Raw genomic sequence first — 16,481 nt, forward strand, 5'->3', positions numbered from 1 at the left:
GATTCCACTGTTCCTGAATCACCTTCGTGCCGTGTGTCACAGCGGGTCGATCCAGGAGGTAATGAACAGACACGGCCTTGACGCTGCCAGGCGAGGGTGCCCGAGCAGGGCCATGGGCGGGATGGCGGATGTCAGCACAGCCATGCCCGCCCTACGACCTCCCGTCAGCCGGCGGCGAGGAGCTGCAGCGTGTCGATCACGCGATTGGAGAAGCCCCACTCGTTGTCGTACCAGGCGACCACCTTCACATGGCGGCCGTCGACACGGGTGAGGGCCGAGTCGAAGATGGACGAGGCGGGATTGCCCACGATGTCCGAGGAGACCAGCGGGTCGTCGGAGTACTCGAGGATGCCGGCGAGCGGCCCCTCAGCCGCGGCACGGTAGGCGGCGAGCACGTCGTCGCGGGTCACGTCACGGGCGACCGTCGTGTTGAGTTCGACGATCGAGCCCACCGGCACCGGTACGCGGATCGAGTCGCCCGACAGCTTGCCGTCCAGGCCGGGCAGGACCAGTCCGATCGCCTTGGCGGCGCCGGTCGTGGTCGGCACGATGTTCACGCCGGCGGCCCTGGCGCGACGGGCGTCGCGGTGCGGACCGTCCTGCAGATTCTGCTCCTGCGTGTAGGCGTGCACGGTCGTCATGAATCCGTGCTCGATGCCGGCGAGGTCGTCGAGCACCTTCGCCAGCGGGGCGAGCGCGTTGGTGGTGCAGGAGGCGTTGGAGACGATCGTGTGCAGGTCGGGGTCGTAGGAGTCGGTGTTGACCCCGAAGGCGAGGGTGACGTCGGCGCCGTCCGACGGCGCGCTGACCAGCACCTTGCGCGCGCCCGCGTCGAGGTGGGCGCGGGCGGCCTTGGCGGAGGTGAAGCGGCCGGTGGCTTCCAGGACGATGTCGACGCCGAGTTCGGTCCAGGGCAGCTGCGCCGGCTCGCGCTCGGCCAGCACCTTGATCCGGCGGCCGTCGACGACGAGGACCTCCCCCTCGACGGTCACCGGACGCCCGAGGCGGCCGGCCGTCGAGTCGTAGGCGAGCAGCCGGGCGAGCGTGGCGGGCTCGGTGAGGTCGTTGACGGCGACGATCTCGAGGGCGGTGTCGCGCTCCAGCACGGCGCGCAGCACGTTGCGCCCGATGCGGCCGAATCCGTTGATGGCGATGCGAGTCATGAGTGATGTCCCTTCGTTATCGCCCCCAGGCTCGCTCGCAGCTCACGCCGCCGACAGTGGCGCGATCGCCACGGTTCAAAAGGATCCCGCCAATCGGCCGACGGGCGGGGGCACCGGTGGACTGGACAGTGCCGGGAGGGCTGGCCGCCGCGCCCGCCACGGATCGCACCACGGATTCCTCCACCGGCTCCACCACGGATCCCGTCACGGATCCCGTCACGGATCCCGTCACGAATCCGGTCACGGATCCCGTAGCGGCTACTCGCCCCGAGTGAAGGTGCGTCGGTACTCGCTCGGTGTGGTGCCCAGGATGTGCTGGAAGTGCAGGCGCAGGTTCGCGCCGGTACCGAGCCCGACATCGGCGGCGATCTGTTCGACGCTGCGCTCGGAGCGCTCCAGCAGTTCCCGGGCCCGGTCGATACGGGCGCGCATCACCCACTGCATCGGCGTGTAGCCGGTCTCCTCGACGAAGCGCCGGGAGAACGTGCGCGCCGAGACTCCGGCCTGTCGCGCCAGCAGGTCGAGGGAGAGTGACTCGCCGAGCCGGTGCAGCGCCCACTCGCGGGTGGCGCCGAAGCGCTCGCCGAGCGGCTCGGGCACGCTGCGCGGCACGTACTGGGCCTGGCCGCCGCTGCGGTAGGGGGCCGCGACCAGACGACGGGCCGCGTGGTTGGAGGCGGCCACTCCCAGGTCGCCGCGCAGGATGTGCAGGCACAGGTCGATGCCTGAGGCGGCGCCGGCCGAGGTGAGCACGCTGCCCTCATCGACGAACAGCACGTTCTCGTCGACCTGGACGCGCGGGTGCCTGGCCGTGAGGGCTCGCGTGTAGTGCCAGTGCGTCGTGGCGCGCCTGCCGTCGAGCAGGCCCGTCGCGGCGAGCGCGAAAGCCCCGGTGGAGATGGCGGCCAGCCGCGCGCCGCGGGCGTGGGCGGCGATCAACGCGTCGACGACGGGCTGCGGCGGGTCCTCGAGGTCCGGGTGCCGGTAGCCGGGGACGAAGACGATGTCGGCCCACGTCAGCGCGTCCAGGCCATGGGCGACGTGGTACGCGAGTCCGTCGCCGCCGGTCACGAGGCCGGGCGTCGCCCCGCACACCCGCACCTCGTACGGCATGCTCGCGCGGGTCGTGAAGACCTGAGCGGGAATGCCGACGTCGAGCGGCTTGGCACCCTCGAGCACGAGGACGGCGACGCGGTGGAGACGGGAGGACGGCACGGAAGAGAGGCTACGGGGAGCGGGGCGCCGGAACGCCCACTGCCCGGGCCGAGCAGTCGACACCGTCCGCGCCGTCCTTTCTCGGCGCACTCCACACCCTGCCCCACCACCGCCCCGGCTGCCGCAGTGCGCAGGGCGTCGTCGGCGTTTTGGCCACCCCCGGTCGCAGCCTCGCCCTTTGCACGGCAAGGGTCGGTGCACTGCGCATGCTCCGCCGGGCGCTCAACCGCAAGGTTTCAGGTCCGTCCGAAACACAGGTGTTCGAAAACCTGGCGGGGTCGTTGAGCCACGTGACCAGCCGCGACGAAGGGGGAGCCACGTTGACTTCAGCTGAATCTCACAGGCAGCAGGACACCGCGCCGCCGCCGTTTCCACCGCCGGCGGAGATCACCTACAGCGGGCAGTATGCGGTCAACCCGCTGGCCGAAGTGTCCTTCGGGCGGATGTGCGCCCACATTCCCAAGGTGCTCGGCAGGATCGCCCGGTTGTCGTGGCGGACCGACCGGCGTGCGGTGCAGCTCCTGTTGGGCTGCCAGGTGATCACCGGTGTCTCGGCCGCCGTCCTGCTGACCGCGACCGCCGAGGCCATGGAGTCGCTCCTGTCCGACGCCGCCGTCACCGACCGGCTGCGCGGTGCCCTGCCCGCGCTCCTGGTGCTGGCGTTGGCCGCCTCGCTCGGCCGTGGGGCGGGCTCGGTGGCCACGTATGCCGAGCGGCGTATCACCCCCCGCCTGACGACGGAGACGGACAGCGCCCTCGTCGAGGCGGTGTGCCGGGTCGAGGCCGCCGCGTATGCCGTGGACGGCTTCTCGGACCGTCAGGAAGCCGCCGAGATGGGGGTGATCCGTACGCACGTGATGGTCACCGACGCCCAGCGATTCGTGTCCGCCCTGATCCGTATGGTCACCGCCGGCAGCGTCCTGTCGGTACTGAACGTGCTGATGCTGCCGTTGCTGCTGCTCGCCGTGCTCCCCGCCGGCATCGGAGCCGTCATGACGGCGCGGGTGGACTACGAGACGCACTACGCCAACGTGGCCGACCGCAACGTACGCGGCATGATGCGCTGGTGGGCCACCACCTCGAAGTACGGCGACGAAGTCCGCGCCAACTCGATGACCGACTACCTGACCTACTGGTACCGAGCCCTGTCGGACCGCTGTGACCGCCGCACCCTCGCCGCGACGCCACGGACCTTGCGGATCTCCCTGCTGTCCTCGCTGGCCGGCGGCTTCTTCCTCGTCGCCACGTGGGGAGCGCTGGCCTGGCTCGCCGTCAGCGGACGCATCAACCTCGCGGTCGCCGCCACCGCCGTCGTCGCCGTACAGACGACGCTCGCGGCCCTGTCCCAGGTCGTCGTCAACGGTGCAGCCGTCTTCCACACCAGCCTCTACCTCGGCGACACGCAGTCGTTCCTCGACGACGCCGCGGACCGCGCTCCCCGCCGCGGCCCCCGCAGCGTGACCGCCCCGATCGAGGAGATCACGCTCGAGGAAGCCGCCTACCAGTACCCGGGCAGGGACAAACCCGCCGTGGACGGCGTCTCCCTCAGGCTACGGCGCGGCGAGATCCTGGCGATCGTCGGAGCGAACGGCTCCGGCAAGTCCACCCTCACCCGGCTGATCACCGGGATCTACCTGCCGGACAAGGGCAAGGTCTGCTGGAACGGTACGGACCTCGCCGAAGTCGCCCCCGCCACCGTGTGGGCGAACACCGGCCTCGTGCCTCAAATTTTCGCCCAGTGGCCGCTGCGCCTCCGGGAAAACATCACGCTCGGGCAGCCACGCACCCATGACGACGCGGCCGTGTGGGAGGCCGTCGACGCCGCCGGCCTGCGTGAGGCCGTCGATGAGCTGCCTGCCGGCCTGGACACACTGCTCGCCCGCGACATCTTCGGTGGATCGGAACTCTCCGGCGGCCTGTGGCAGCGCGTCGCCTGTTCCAGGGCCCTGTACCGCAAGCCCGGGCTGCTGATCCTCGACGAGCCCACCTCCCAGATGGATCCGCGCGGTGAACACGGCATCTTCGAACAGATCAAGGCCATCGCCGCCGACCGCATCACCATCGTGGTCACGCATCGCCTGGAGAACACCAGGATCGCCGACCACATCATCGTGATGGAGCACGGCCGCATCACCGAGCAGGGGAGCTACGACGACCTCGTCCACGGCGGCGGGACCTTCTCCGAGCTCCTGGAGCTGTCCCAGGACCGCTGACCCGCGAGCTGGTCGAGTACACGCGGGGGACGGGGCCGCAGGAAGGTCCTGGACGAGGAGTCAAACGCGCGGCGGGTGTTCACACTCTGACCCTTGCGGGTCGGCGGCCGCGTGGCAGGCCCCGCCGAGCGATTGTCGCACTCATGATCTAGAGTCACCCTGCTCTTCCGGGGAGGGGATGACGCATGGTGCGTGGGGGTAGTCGGGTCGTGTGGTGCGCTGCCGTGGTGGTGGCGCTGGCGGCAGGCTGCGGGCGGGCGGAGGTGCCGCCAGAGCGGCGCCCGGCGTTCGAGAGTACGGAGGACCTGCCCGAGAAGCTCGGTGCGGACGGCACCACCATCATGGTCGGCGATCCCGACGCGAAGGTGAAGGTGCACCTGTACGAGGATCTGCGCTGCCCCGTCTGCGAGCAGTTCGAGACCTCGGGCGGGGGCCCGCAGTTGCGCAAGGCGATGCTCGACCGAACCGCGACAGCGCAGTACACCCTGGCCTCCTTCCTCGACGACGGCGTCGGCGGCAGCGGTTCCAAGAAGGCGGTCAACGCACTGCGTGCGGCGCTGAAGGAGGGCAAATTCCTGGAGTACCACGAGGTGCTCTACCTCAACCAGCCCGAAGAGAGCGTCGACGGCTACACCGACGCCTACCTGCTGAAGCTGGCCGGCCAAGTGGAGGGCCTGCGCAGCACGGCGTTCGACGCGGCCGTCAAGAACATGAAGTACCGCGACTTCGTGGCCGCTTCGCAGAAGGCCTACGAGAAGGCCGGAGGAGCGGAGGAGCCCGAAGGGCCGGGCACACCCACCGCGGTGATCAACGACAAGCGGATTCCTGCGGAAGTCAGCGGCGTTCTTCAGGACGGCACCGCCTTCACCCAGCTCCTGCAACAGATCCACGCCAATCCGTCGGAGTGGGACGCCACCACCTTGTGACCTCAACGCGGGTGCGAGCAGGTCCTACTTGCGCTTGCGGATCTGTGCCGCGCCGAGGATGACGAGAGCCAGGACGGCGATCCCGGACAACAGCCAGAGAGGTACACCGTCGAGCCCCTTGTAGGCCATTACGGTCGCATCAGTGGTTGCTGGCACGAGACCTCCCCGCCTCTCGCCCGTCGTCATGACGTTCAACGTGCCCCCGGGTCCGCGGTTGAAGCCCATGAAGACGCCGGTCCGCACGGCTGGCTGCGCAGGGCGTCGCTCCTTTCCCTGCGCAGCCAGGAACGCCTGCTTGAAAAGCGTAACGGCGGGGCAAAAGGATCCTCTGGAACAGGGAGGATGCCATGACCATGACGGATCGACCCGTCGAGCCGGAAGGCGAGAGCAGCGCGTGCTGCGCGCGGCACGACAGCCCGGGTGCGAGACCCGGCACCGAGGAGCCCGAGACACCGCGGGAGCGAGTCAACCGGCGCTGGAACGAGATACTGCAGGAAACACGCGTCACGCAGACGGGCGTGCAGATCCTCTTCGGCTTTCTGCTCAGCGTGGCCTTCACCCCACTGTTCAGGGAATTGGAGACGCTGGACCGCGCCATCTACGTCACCACCGTGGTGCTCGGGGCAGCGGCCACCGGAGCGCTCATAGCCCCCGTCTCCATCCACCGTTTCCTGTCCGGTCAGCGCATGAAGGACGACGTGGTCGAAGCCGCCGGCCGTCTGATGATGTGCGGCATGGTCCTCCTCGCCCTGACCATCGGCTGCACGCTCCTGTTGATCCTCCGTTTCGTCGTTCCCGGCGTGCTCGCCGAAATACTCGTCGCCGGGGTCATGCTGTGGTTCGGCCTCTGCTGGTACGCGCTGCCGCTGTATCTGCGTCGTCGCGGCGACCGGCGCTCCCGCACCACGGACGCGTAGGGGGTGAGAGCGCCGTGGTGCGCGGTTCTCGAGGGCCCCTACGCCGCCGCCATGCCGTTGTCTTGTCGGCCTACACCGTGTAGGGCACCGGACGCACGAACCGCTGCCACCCCGCCTCGTCACGCACCGGCGTGCACCCGGCAGCCAGTAGCCGCTCGGCCAGTTTCGCGCGCCGGGTCGTGTTGATCCTGAGTGCCCCCAGCAGGAACGCCGGGGTGAGGACGGCGAGGGGCAGGAGAACGGCGTACTTTCCGGTCAGCACGGCCAGCAGCAGGAACAGCACCGGCCCAGCCCACGCCATGGCCAGCAGTTGCTTGCGGTTGACGGCGGCGCCGGCCGCGTCGTAGCGGATGAGCGTGGTGATCAGGTCGACGTCCGCCTGCGCCTCGGGGACCGGCGTGAGCGAGCCCAGGTACATGCCCGGCACCGGGCGCCCGGGGCCGGGGTCGGGGAAGGCCGCGAGGTTGGCCGCCGCGCGCTGCTGCGCCTGTGGGTTCGTGTCCCGGACGAGGTGGATGTGCGCCACCTTGTGCTTGCCGACCAGGCGGACGTCGGCGTACCGGAATCCGTAGCACTCGGCGATGTACGCGAGCGCGCCGAACGTCTGCCACTCCGCGAAGGGGTGGACGAGTTCGATCATGTCCTGGGTCGCGATCTGCCGCATGAGGGCTGTGATGTGGCGGTCGGCGAGGCTCAAGGTCACTCCTGGCTGGAAAGCACTGCTGAATTTCTGGTTCCGCACACCAGACTGATCAAGCGGCCCAAGGGTTGCCCTCCTGATGGCAGAGAAACGTGTCCCCCGTCCTCCGTCCCAGCCTTTGCTTCACCTATCGAGATTCGATAGATTCCCATCGTGCGTCGATGGAAGGATGAGCGATGGGGAAACTGACACTGGGTGCGTTGCGTGCCGTGCTCGCGGTGGTGCTCGTCGGCACCGTGTTCGTGCAGGCGTCGATGGTGTGGGCGTTGGCAACCGACCCGGAGGACGGGTCGCTCCCGCTGACCCCACTGCGTGTGATCACGATCCTGGGCATGGTCGCGGCACAGGTCGCCGCGGTCTGCGTAGGACGGCTGGTGACGATGGTGCGACGCAGAACCGTCTTCTCCCTCGCGGCCTTCCGGTACGTCGATGCCGTGATCGGCGCGATCGTGACGGCCGCCCTCCTCTGGTTCGCCGTCACCATCATCAATGCGCCGGGGCAGCGGGAGGATCCGGGCGTCACCCTCATCATGGGCGGGATCGGCGTGGCCATCCTGGGCGTCGCGCTCATCGTGCTCGTGCTGCGGATGCTGCTCGCCCAGGCCGTCTCGCGTGATGTCGAAGCGTCACGGATGGAGGCGGAGTTGGACCAGGTGATCTGAGGGTCCACTTACGCCTGGCGCATCTTCGTGCGGGGTGCTGGACTTGCCGTCGAGGAAGTCGTCCAGGAAGGTCATGGGCGAAGGTTGGGCGGCGCAAGGGGGAGGCGCGTGGAACAGAGCGAGGATCAGATCCTGGTGGAGGAGCTTGCCGCGCTGGGTGCCATGAGTGGGGGCAGTGGTCGCTTGACCGGGCTCGTGGCCCGGCTGTTGAAGAAGAACGCCCACGAGATCGATCTTGTCGTCCCCTTGCCGTTCGACGATGCCGTGCAGCGCGTCGCCGGAGTCCTGGAGGGGGCAGGCCGGCCTGGGAGGTGCGCGCATATCGAATCGGGCAGGGACCAGGAGATGATCCGTGTCGTGGCCGGTGGCGGTGCCGGCGGGATGAATCCCGTAGTGGTCACTGCTCTGGTGGCAAGGGGCACGGGGAACCGCACGGAGGTCAAGCTCCGTGCAGCCGCCAAGGAAGGCCTGGTCAAACAGCGAGCGGGAGAGAAGACGGCGGCCCGTCTCGCTGCATTGCTGAATCAGTAGGAAGCAGCCTTCACACTCCCCCTCGTGTCTTCTTCGAGCCGACTGACATGACTCAGGTGGTCGGCCGGCGGAGCCTGTTCCGCCAGGTGATGAGTGGCTGGAGCGGGCGGGCGCCGTGGACCGCGGACTTCATCAGCTGCTTCACCGCGTGGACGTACTGCTCCGGAACCTGGTTCCCGCGATGAGTGCCATCACATTGGCCCGTTCGTCCTCCAGCCATTGCACGGCGTGCGCGCGGTCCCGGAAATCGTCCGGCAAGGGCCCGTCGTCATAGGTGTGCAGATGCGCGTTCGCCGCCTGCACGAGCTTTTGGCAGTGGTTCAGCAGACGGGCGAAGGCGGTGCTTCGCCACTTGGCGCTGTCGCTTTCGACCAGCCCGGCCGCGTAGACGCGCAGGAGGTCGTGCATGCGCCAGCGCCCCGAGCCCACCGGCTGCTCGGCCAGCAATCCGGCCTGGGCGAGCGCGGCGAGGCCGTTCCGCGTCCGGGCACGCGGCTGTCCCCAGAGTGCCGCCGCCGCGTCCGTGCTGGTGTCCGGTCCGGGATTCAGCGCGAATAGCCGGAACAGCTGGCGGTGGTGCGGAAGCAGCCGCTGGTAGGAGAGGTGGAAAGCCGCCTGGACCGCTGTGGTGTGTCCGCCGTCCTCGTAGCGCAGGACGTCCAGGCGGGTGTGAGCATCGGCGAGTTCGGCGACGAGTTCGACGATGGGCCGGCCGGGGTCGGTGGTGAGCAGGGAAGCGGCGATCTGCAGGGCGAGTGGATGGTGTCCGCAGTGCCCGGCGAGTTCGGCGATCGCGTCGGTCTCGCGCAGTCGTGGATCGTCGGGCCGGGCATGCCTCAGCGCCTCGGCGATCAGGTCCGCGGCGCCGCGAGGTGCCAGTTCGTCCAGGCCGAACAGCCGGGCTTGGAAGGAGGGTCCGGTGAGCAGGTGACGGGAGGTCACCAGCAGTCGGTGTGCGGAGCGAGCGGGCACGAGGCGTTCGATCTGCGCGGCGCTGGACGCGTCGTCGGCGATCAGCAGGACGGCCCTGCCCTCGTCGGCGAGCCGGTTGAGCGCCGCCTGGCACAGGCCCGTCTGCTCGTCCGGTGTCACAGCGTCGTCCACGCACAGGGCCCGCGCCAGCGTGCCGACGGCCTCCTCCGCGCCGACCGGACCGGCCGGGTCGTGGCCCCGCAGGTGAAGGAAGAGGGCACCGCCGGGGAACCACCCCCGCGCCACGGCCTGATGGGCGACATGAAGGGCCAGGGCTGTCTTGCCGATGCCGGGCAGTCCGGACAGCACCGAGACGACGGGGGTGGCACGCGCCCGGGACGAGGGAGCGAGCAGCGCCAGTACCGCCTCGGCTTCCTTCTCCCGGCCTGCCAGGTGCGTCGGCTCCGCGGGGAGGCGCAGCATCGGCGTCGGGTCCTCGGGGCCCGACGCGCAGACCGTATTGCCGTCGCCACTGACCTGGATCACATGGCCGTGTCCGGATGCCGTGGCGGCCTGGGACCGCGCGGCCCTGCTCCTACCGATCCCCACGTACGGGACCTGTCGTTCCGTCACTCCCGCCGACCTGGGTGATGTCGGCCCGGCCCGATGCCGTCGCGCGCTGCGTCACCCTGTCGGGGCGCTCCTCGGGACCGGCGTGTGCGGGATTTCGGTGCCCCGTGATCTGTGTGACCCTGCCGGCGTCCGACGCCGTCGCACTCTGCCGCACCCGGATTCCGGACCGGGGCGGGCCAGAGGTCTCCGGGGGGCGGTTATCCGTGGTGACGGTGCCGGGTCGCCCCCTGTCCCCCGCCCACCAGGCCGCCGCCGCTCCGACCAGCGTGGTCACCGTCGTCGCGAACGTCGTCGCCACCACCCATCGGTCGGCCTCCGCTCTGGGCAAGAATCCGAAAGGTGCGGCCCGGGCCGACCACAGACAGAGCACGAACGAGCCCGCCCCCGCGAACACCGTGACCGCCCAACGCCTTGCGCGCTGCATGCGTCCCCCCTTGTCTCGACGCGTGATGTCAGAGGTACAGACGGAAACCAGTCGCCCGGAGCAAAACGTGGAAAGCAGGGACAGATGCTCGCGCTTCGGCTATCGCATGCAACGAGGTGCTTTCCCAGGCAGGGGAGCAACGGCCCCGGGCCGGTCCGGAAGGATCTCAATCCCTTTCGGCCGTACGTCAGTTGGGGACGGGCACCCGTGCGCATAGGCATAGACCTTTCCATGATCACGGGCTAGGCTCTCCCGCGCGTATCCGAGAGCGCTCTCAAGCTCTGCTGTTCCACCCCCACTCTGCTGGAACAACGAAGGGGCATCCCTTGAGACGCACCACGACCCTGCGCACCGGACTGTCCGCGCTGCTGCTGCTCGGCACCTGGGCGACCGCCGGCGCCCTGCCGGCCTCCGCCGCCGACGCTCCCCCGCGCTCCACCGAAGCACCGGCCTCCTCGGCGCTCCTCTCCGCGATGCAGCGCGACTTGGGGCTGACCCGGGACGAGGCCGTAGCGCGCCTGGCCGCGGAGAAGACCGCGACAGCCGTCGCGCCCAAGGCGCGGAACGCCGCCGGTCCGGCCTACGGCGGCTCCTGGTACGACGCCGGCAGCGGCAAACTCACCGTCGCCGTGACCCGCGCCGCACACGCCGACGCGGTACGGGCGACCGGCGCGGCCGTGCGGCTCGTGCGGTTCAGCGCGCGGCAGCTCGACGCGGCGAAGAAGAGCATCGACGCGCTGTCCGCGCCCGCCGGGGTCGGGAGTTGGCACGTGGATCCGAAGGCCAACAAGGTCGTCGTGGACGTCGTCGCCGCGCGCCGGGACGACAACGATGTCCGGGCCTTCCTCTCCCGAGCCCGCGAGGCCGGTCCCGTCGCAGTGCGGGAGACCCCGGCCGCACCGCGTACCTTCGCCGCCGGCACCGTGGGCGGCGACCCGTACTACACCGGCAACGTCCGCTGCTCCATCGGCTTCTCCGTGCACGGCGGCTTCGTCACCGCCGGGCACTGCGGCTCGCCCAGTGCGGCGGTGTACGGCTGGGACCGGTCGTACACCGGCAACTTCCAGGGGTCGTCGTTCCCGGGCAACGACTACGCCTGGGTGAACGTGGGCAGCGGCTGGTGGACCGTGCCGGTCGTGCTCGGCTGGGGCACGGTTCCCGACCAGCTCGTCCGCGGCTCCGCCGAAGCGCCGGTGGGCGCCTCCGTCTGCCGTTCCGGTTCCACCACGCACTGGCACTGCGGCACCGTGCTGGCGAAGAACGAGACGGTGAACTACAGCCAGGGCGCCGTCCACCAGATGACGAAGACGAGCGTCTGCGCCGAGCCCGGTGACTCCGGCGGCTCCTTCATCAGCGGCGACCAGGCCCAGGGCGTCACCTCCGGCGGCTGGGGCAACTGCGGCAGCGGCGGGGAGACCTGGCACCAGCCCGTCAACGAGATCCTCAACCGGTACGGGCTGCGACTGCACACGGCCTGAGCACTGATCAGCACACCGAGCGGGCGCCGTACGCCACTTCGGCCTACGGCGTCCGCCCGGACTCCCGCTGACGGCCGGGCGGCACACCGACAGGCCGGTGACCGGCGGGTGGGTGACGAGCCTCCCGACGCACACCGCCAGGCGTCCGGGCGCGGGACGCAGAGCGCGAGGATCGCGGCGGCTCTGCGAACCAGGGCCCGGCGGACGTCCTCGGGGGACAGGACTTCGGCGTCGGGCCCGAAGGCCAGGAGTCTCTCGGCGCCCCGCGGCGAGCGGAAGCGCGGCTCGACCCTCGTCCAGCCCGGTTCGTCCTCCGCCTCGACCAGGGGCCGACCCGGTGTGGGATCGGCGAGATCGGGTGCGTGGGCGCGGAGGGACCAGGCCGGCACCTCGTCGCGGACATGGGCGGTCACGGTGAGCGGGGCGGGAATGTCGTCGATATGGTTGTGAGCGACCGGACAGCCGGTTGAGCCGACGGCTCCGGCCCGGCCGGCCGGGTGCCGCCCGAGGTGAGTCGCCTGTGCGGCCGGGCCGTCGCCGTCGTGGTCGCAGGAGGACTCCTTCACCGTCCCGGACGGTGCCGAACGTGTCATTCCGTGGTGCAGTCGGGTCATGGCATCTCCGCCCGCGGACGACCAGGGCTCCCCGGCGCCTGCCCGGCGTGAACGCCCGTCCCGACTGATCGATGTCGGCCTTGCCGTGCTGCTCCTGGTCGCGGACGCGGTCATCGTCGTTGTCGCCGGGTTGCTGTTCGTCGCGGTCGGGATGGGGGCCGCCCACGCGCCGCACTCCTCACGCCCCGTGCAGTCGAGCGACACCCCCGTCCTGGTCTGGTTCGTCGTCTGGGGCGTGCCGGCCGTGGCGGCGGTCGGCGCCTTCGTCTACGCCCGGCTGAGGATGCCCGTGACGGCCGTGGTGCAGAGCCTGTTCACACTCGTTTGCGGACTCCTGGCCGTCGCCTGGACGCGCATGCTGCTGTCCTAGGCCGGCGCCGGAACCAAGATCGATTGTCAGTGGTGGGTGAGAGGATTGGAGCATCAAGTCGGAACAAGGGGGAGCTGTGATGTCCGGAACCCAGAATTACATCAATCACGTTGCTCTAGTGCTGGATGCGAGCTCGTCGATGTCCCATCTGAGCCGGAAGGTCGTCGAGGTCGCCGACCAGCAGATCGCTTATCTCGCGCGCCGTTCCAGGGAATTGGACCAGGAAACCCGCGTCACGGTGTATGTCTTCGCCGACAAGGTGGAGTGCGTCATCTACGACAAGGACGTGCTGCGCATGCCGTCGCTGAAGCAGCTGTACCGGACCGGTGGAATGACGGCCCTCCTGGCGGCCGCACTGAAGTCGCAGCGGGAGCTGGCTCAGACGGCCCAACTGTACGGCGACCACAGTTTCCTGACGTTCGTGCTCACCGACGGGCAGGAGAACGCGAGCCACCGCTGCCCGGACTCCCCCGTCAGGAATCCACGCCAACTGGTCCAGGCCGTGGCCGAGATGATCGAGCGGCAGCAGGACAACTGGACGCTGGCCGTGCTGGTGCCCGACCAGATGGGCAAGCGGGAGGCCATGCAGTGCGGCTTCCCCAAGGACAACATCGCCATATGGGACGCCACCAGCACGCAGGGTCTGGAGGAGGCCGGGCAGGTCATCCGGCAGGCCACCGAGAACTTCATGATGGGCCGCACCCAGGGCATCCGGGGATCGCGTGCGGTGTTCTCCACCGGGGCGGAAGCGGTCAACGAGGACACCATCAAGGCGGCCGGCCTCACCCCGGTCGATCCGTCGAAGTACCAATTGATCCCGGTGGCCCGCAATGCGGGCATCAAGGAGTGGGTCGTCGAATGTGGACACACCTACCGGACCGGTGGGGCGTTCTACGAGCTCAGCAAGTCGGAGAAAGTTCAGGCACAAAAGCAGATCGCGGTGCTGGAAAAGAAGACGGACCGCGTCTATACGGGACCCGAGGCCCGATCCCTGCTCGGCCTGCCTGACACGGAAGTCCGCGTCAAGCCGGACCACAACGACCACTTCACCATTTTCGTGCAGAGCACCAGCGTCAACCGCAAACTCGTTCCCCACACGCGGCTGCTGCTCATGCTCTGACGATTCACGAAGCCGATGGGGTGCCGGAGGCTTCGCCGCCCCCGCTGTCCCCCTCACGGGTCCGTTCCACGGCACCGCCGGCAGGTCGTGTGCCCTCAGCGCATGGGCGGCGACAGACCGAGTTCCCGCTCACCGAGCGGGGTGAAGAAGCGCTCGACATCGGCGTCGGTGACCTCGCGCAGGGTCTTCGGTGACCAGCGCGGCCTGCGGTCCTTGTCGACGACCTGGGCGCGGATTCCCTCGACCAGGTCGGGTGTGTCCAGGGCCGCGCAGGAGACGCGGTACTCCTGGTTCAGGACCAGCTCAAGCGCGCCGAGCCTGCGGGCGCGGCGCAGGGAGGCGAGGGTGACCTTCAGGGCGGTCGGCGACTTGGCGAGCAGGGTCTCCGCGGCCTCCTTGGCGCCGGGGTCGCCGTGCGCGAGCAGCCGGCGCACGATCTCCTCGACGGTGTCGGCGGCGTAGCAGGCGTCGATCCAGTCGCGCCGGGCGGCCAGGGCGCCCTCCTCGGGGGTCCGCACGGAGCCGGCCAGGGCCTCCCCCACGGGCGACTCGGCAAGGGCGTCCAGGAGATCCGGCAGTGCGGCCGTCGGCACATAGTGGTCGGCGAGCCCGCACAACAGCGCGTCGGCGGCGTTGATCTGAGCGCCCGTCAGGGCAAGGTGGGTCCCCAGCTCCCCCGGGGCCACGGTGAGCAGGTGGGTGCCGCCCACGTCCGGCACGAAGCCGATACCGGTCTCCGGCATGGCGACCCGGGACCGCTCGGTGACGATACGGACGCTGCCGTGGGCCGAGACACCGACACCCCCGCCCATCACGATGCCGTCCATCACCGCGACGTACGGCTTGGGCCAGCGGGCGATGCGGGCGTTGAGGCGGTATTCGTCGCGCCAGAACGCGGCGGAGGCCGTGCCGTCACCGTCACGGGCGTCGTCGTGGATGGCGCGGATGTCACCGCCGGCGCACAGGCCGCGCTCCCCCGCGCCGGTGATGACCACGGTCTCCACGGCGGGGTCCCGTTCCCAGGCGGTGAGCGCCTCGTCGATGCGGCGGACCATGGTGTGGGTGAGGGCGTTGAGTGCGCGAGGCCGGTTGAGCGTGATGCGGGCGGCACGCCCCTGGGTGTGGAAGAGGACGGGTTCGCGCTCTTCGGGTCGGCTCATCGGGGCTCCTCCCCCGGGCCCGGCACGGGTTCGCGCGTGGGACGGAGCACCATGAGCGAGTCCTCCAGGGCCGCCACCATGGCGAAGGGGAACCGGTCGAGCTCGAGACAGAGTGCGACGTCGTCGGGGTGGGCTCCTTGACGTATACCCTCCGTCAGCTCGGCGGCGGCGTGCGACTCTCCGGCGCGGCGGAGGAAGTCGGCCGCGTCCGTCCGGGGCTCGGTGGCTCTCCGGGCGATGTACTCGGCGCACGCCAGGTCTTCGTCGGCCCGCCCGTCCTCGCCCGTGACCACGAACGTGACACTGCCGCCCGTACGCGTCCGCAGCAGCCGAGCCGTTGCCTCCGCCACCACGAAGCCGGCGCACAGCACCAGCGAGGCCTCCTTGACCGCCAGGGCGCCGACCGTTCCTGCCGTCGTCTTCTGCACGACGGTCCGTCCGGTGAGGTCGAGAGACCGCAGCAGGCCCGGCGAGTTGACCGTGTCGAACCCGGGCGCGGGCGGTCCGTCCTTGAGTGCCACCCAGTCCGGGTGGCGAGCCTTGAGGGCCAGGGCTTCGTCCAGCGACTCGGCGAGAACGATCTTTTCCGCGCCCTGGCCGAAGGCCCAGGCAGCGACCGTGAAAGCACGCATGACGTCGATCACGACCGCCACGGAGGGAGTTTCGGTCAACTCGATGATGCCGAGGAAGCGAGCGTCGTCCATCCCGCCATGATCGCGCATGCCCCGGAGGACGCGGTCAGGCAGTGACGCGCATCACCTCGACCGCCGACGGCGCCTCTGTGTCCCATCGCCAGTGATTCTTCACGCCCTCGCCCTGCGATCCGTCGTTCCATCGCCGGTGTTCCTCCGCGCCCTCGCCGGTGATCCTTCGCGGTGAGCCGGGCGCCGTTCGGCGGGCGGCGCGGGTGCGCTACATTTTGCCTCTCTTTGACCGCGATCACTCATGATCTCTACGCTTCGGAGTTGGCAACCCCATGAGCGACATCGTCAACGGACTCGGGCGGGCCACTGCATACGGCGGTCTGGGGCTGGTTCTGTTGGTCCTCGGCATCGTCCTGGTCGACGTGCTGACGCCCGGAAAGCTCGGCCGTCAGATCTGGGAACAGCGCAATCGCAACGCCGCCACGGTCCTCAGCTCCGCGCTGCTCGGTATCGGCGGCGTCGTGTTCACGTCCATATGGACGGCGTATGAGGACTTCGGCAAGGGACTGGTCTCGACCGCGGCGTTCGGGCTGCTGGGACTGGTGATGATGGCGGTGGCGTTCCTGGTGGTGGACCTGGTCACTCCCGGGCGTCTGGGGGCGACCCTGGTCGAGGAGGAGCCTCATCCTGCGGTCTGGGTGACGGCCTCCTGCAACCTCGCCGTGTCCGCCATCATTTCGGCGTCCATCGCCTGACCGGCCGACAGGTCCTGCGCGCCACCGGCTCGACCACAGTAGTG

15 protein-coding genes and 1 pseudogene are annotated in these 16,481 nt (G+C 69.7%); 9 read left to right on the top strand and 7 right to left on the bottom strand.

Going from position 1 to position 16,481, the window contains the following annotated elements; all coding sequences use genetic code 11:
* Window positions 1-164 precede the first annotated feature (164 nt).
* Both gap and QOL88_RS00570 read right to left on the bottom strand, forming a co-directional pair.
* Complete coding sequence (gene gap, locus QOL88_RS00565; protein ID WP_097214557.1) at window positions 165-1,163, bottom strand: type I glyceraldehyde-3-phosphate dehydrogenase; 999 nt, start codon at window positions 1,161-1,163, stop codon at window positions 165-167.
* 258 nt (window positions 1,164-1,421) lie between these two features.
* Entirely contained in the window at window positions 1,422-2,378 is a 957-nt protein-coding gene (locus tag QOL88_RS00570) for a GlxA family transcriptional regulator (protein ID WP_097214558.1), read from the bottom strand.
* A gap of 320 nt (window positions 2,379-2,698) precedes the next feature.
* On the opposite strand from QOL88_RS00570, the gene QOL88_RS00575 reads away from it, so the two are divergent.
* The 3 genes from QOL88_RS00575 to QOL88_RS00585 all read left to right on the top strand — a co-directional run bounded on the left by QOL88_RS00575 (window position 2,699) and on the right by QOL88_RS00585 (window position 6,434).
* Window positions 2,699-4,591 (top strand): ATP-binding cassette domain-containing protein, encoded by a 1,893-nt coding sequence (locus tag QOL88_RS00575; RefSeq protein ID WP_179878727.1) that lies wholly within the window; start codon window positions 2,699-2,701, stop codon window positions 4,589-4,591.
* Between the two features lie 185 nt (window positions 4,592-4,776).
* Window positions 4,777-5,517: a DsbA family protein gene (locus QOL88_RS00580; protein ID WP_097214560.1), complete on the top strand. Its 741-nt coding sequence runs from the start codon at window positions 4,777-4,779 to the stop codon at window positions 5,515-5,517.
* A 347-nt stretch (window positions 5,518-5,864) separates the two neighbouring features.
* Window positions 5,865-6,434, top strand: a complete 570-nt coding sequence (locus QOL88_RS00585) for a DUF6328 family protein (RefSeq protein WP_097214561.1) — start codon at window positions 5,865-5,867, stop codon at window positions 6,432-6,434.
* Between the two features lie 70 nt (window positions 6,435-6,504).
* On the opposite strand, the gene QOL88_RS00590 is transcribed toward QOL88_RS00585, so the two are convergent.
* Window positions 6,505-7,137 (bottom strand): hypothetical protein, encoded by a 633-nt coding sequence (locus QOL88_RS00590; protein ID WP_283445867.1) that lies wholly within the window; start codon window positions 7,135-7,137, stop codon window positions 6,505-6,507.
* A 173-nt stretch (window positions 7,138-7,310) separates the two neighbouring features.
* Here QOL88_RS00590 and QOL88_RS00595 point away from each other — a divergent pair, with 173 nt between their 5' ends.
* Window positions 7,311-7,796 (top strand): DUF2975 domain-containing protein, encoded by a 486-nt coding sequence (locus tag QOL88_RS00595; protein ID WP_097214563.1) that lies wholly within the window; start codon window positions 7,311-7,313, stop codon window positions 7,794-7,796.
* Window positions 7,797-7,904: 108 nt separating this feature from the next.
* Window positions 7,905-8,327, top strand: coding sequence for a hypothetical protein (locus tag QOL88_RS00600; protein WP_097214564.1), 423 nt, complete (start codon window positions 7,905-7,907; stop codon window positions 8,325-8,327).
* Between the two features lie 141 nt (window positions 8,328-8,468).
* Here the strand turns inward: QOL88_RS00600 and QOL88_RS00605 are convergent, their stop codons facing one another.
* Window positions 8,469-9,848: an ATP-binding protein gene (locus QOL88_RS00605; RefSeq protein ID WP_143668829.1), complete on the bottom strand. Its 1,380-nt coding sequence runs from the start codon at window positions 9,846-9,848 to the stop codon at window positions 8,469-8,471.
* Between the two features lie 774 nt (window positions 9,849-10,622).
* Here QOL88_RS00605 and QOL88_RS00610 point away from each other — a divergent pair.
* Window positions 10,623-11,774 carry a S1 family peptidase gene (locus tag QOL88_RS00610; protein ID WP_097214566.1) on the top strand — a complete coding sequence of 384 codons (1,152 nt, stop codon included), beginning with the start codon at window positions 10,623-10,625 and terminating at the stop codon, window positions 11,772-11,774.
* A gap of 179 nt (window positions 11,775-11,953) precedes the next feature.
* Here QOL88_RS00610 and QOL88_RS38740 read toward each other — a convergent pair.
* Window positions 11,954-12,502, bottom strand: a pseudogene (locus QOL88_RS38740) (WCX domain-containing protein); the annotation flags it as partial.
* Between QOL88_RS38740 and QOL88_RS00615 the strand changes: the two are divergent.
* Window positions 12,387-12,758, top strand: coding sequence for a hypothetical protein (locus QOL88_RS00615; protein WP_143668831.1), 372 nt, complete (start codon window positions 12,387-12,389; stop codon window positions 12,756-12,758). The pseudogene QOL88_RS38740 and the gene QOL88_RS00615 overlap by 116 nt on opposite strands.
* Window positions 12,759-12,837: 79 nt before the next feature.
* Complete coding sequence (locus QOL88_RS00620; RefSeq protein ID WP_097214569.1) at window positions 12,838-13,878, top strand: vWA domain-containing protein; 1,041 nt, start codon at window positions 12,838-12,840, stop codon at window positions 13,876-13,878.
* 95 nt (window positions 13,879-13,973) lie between these two features.
* On the opposite strand, the gene QOL88_RS00625 is transcribed toward QOL88_RS00620, so the two are convergent.
* Window positions 13,974-15,038, bottom strand: a complete 1,065-nt coding sequence (locus QOL88_RS00625; protein ID WP_097214570.1) for an enoyl-CoA hydratase/isomerase family protein — start codon at window positions 15,036-15,038, stop codon at window positions 13,974-13,976.
* On the bottom strand, window positions 15,035-15,742 hold the full coding sequence (locus QOL88_RS00630) for a 2-phosphosulfolactate phosphatase (RefSeq protein WP_257027343.1): 708 nt from the start codon (window positions 15,740-15,742) through the stop codon (window positions 15,035-15,037). The genes QOL88_RS00625 and QOL88_RS00630 overlap by 4 nt, the downstream gene beginning before the upstream one ends.
* Window positions 15,743-16,014: 272 nt before the next feature.
* Here QOL88_RS00630 and QOL88_RS00635 point away from each other — a divergent pair, with 272 nt between their 5' ends.
* Window positions 16,015-16,437 (top strand): DUF350 domain-containing protein, encoded by a 423-nt coding sequence (locus QOL88_RS00635; protein ID WP_097214572.1) that lies wholly within the window; start codon window positions 16,015-16,017, stop codon window positions 16,435-16,437.
* The last annotated feature ends 44 nt before the right edge of the window (window positions 16,438-16,481 follow it).

Origin of the sequence: Streptomyces sp. Ag82_O1-12 (assembly GCF_900182715.1) — a bacterium.
In the GTDB taxonomy this organism is placed as follows: domain Bacteria; phylum Actinomycetota; class Actinomycetes; order Streptomycetales; family Streptomycetaceae; genus Streptomyces; species Streptomyces massasporeus.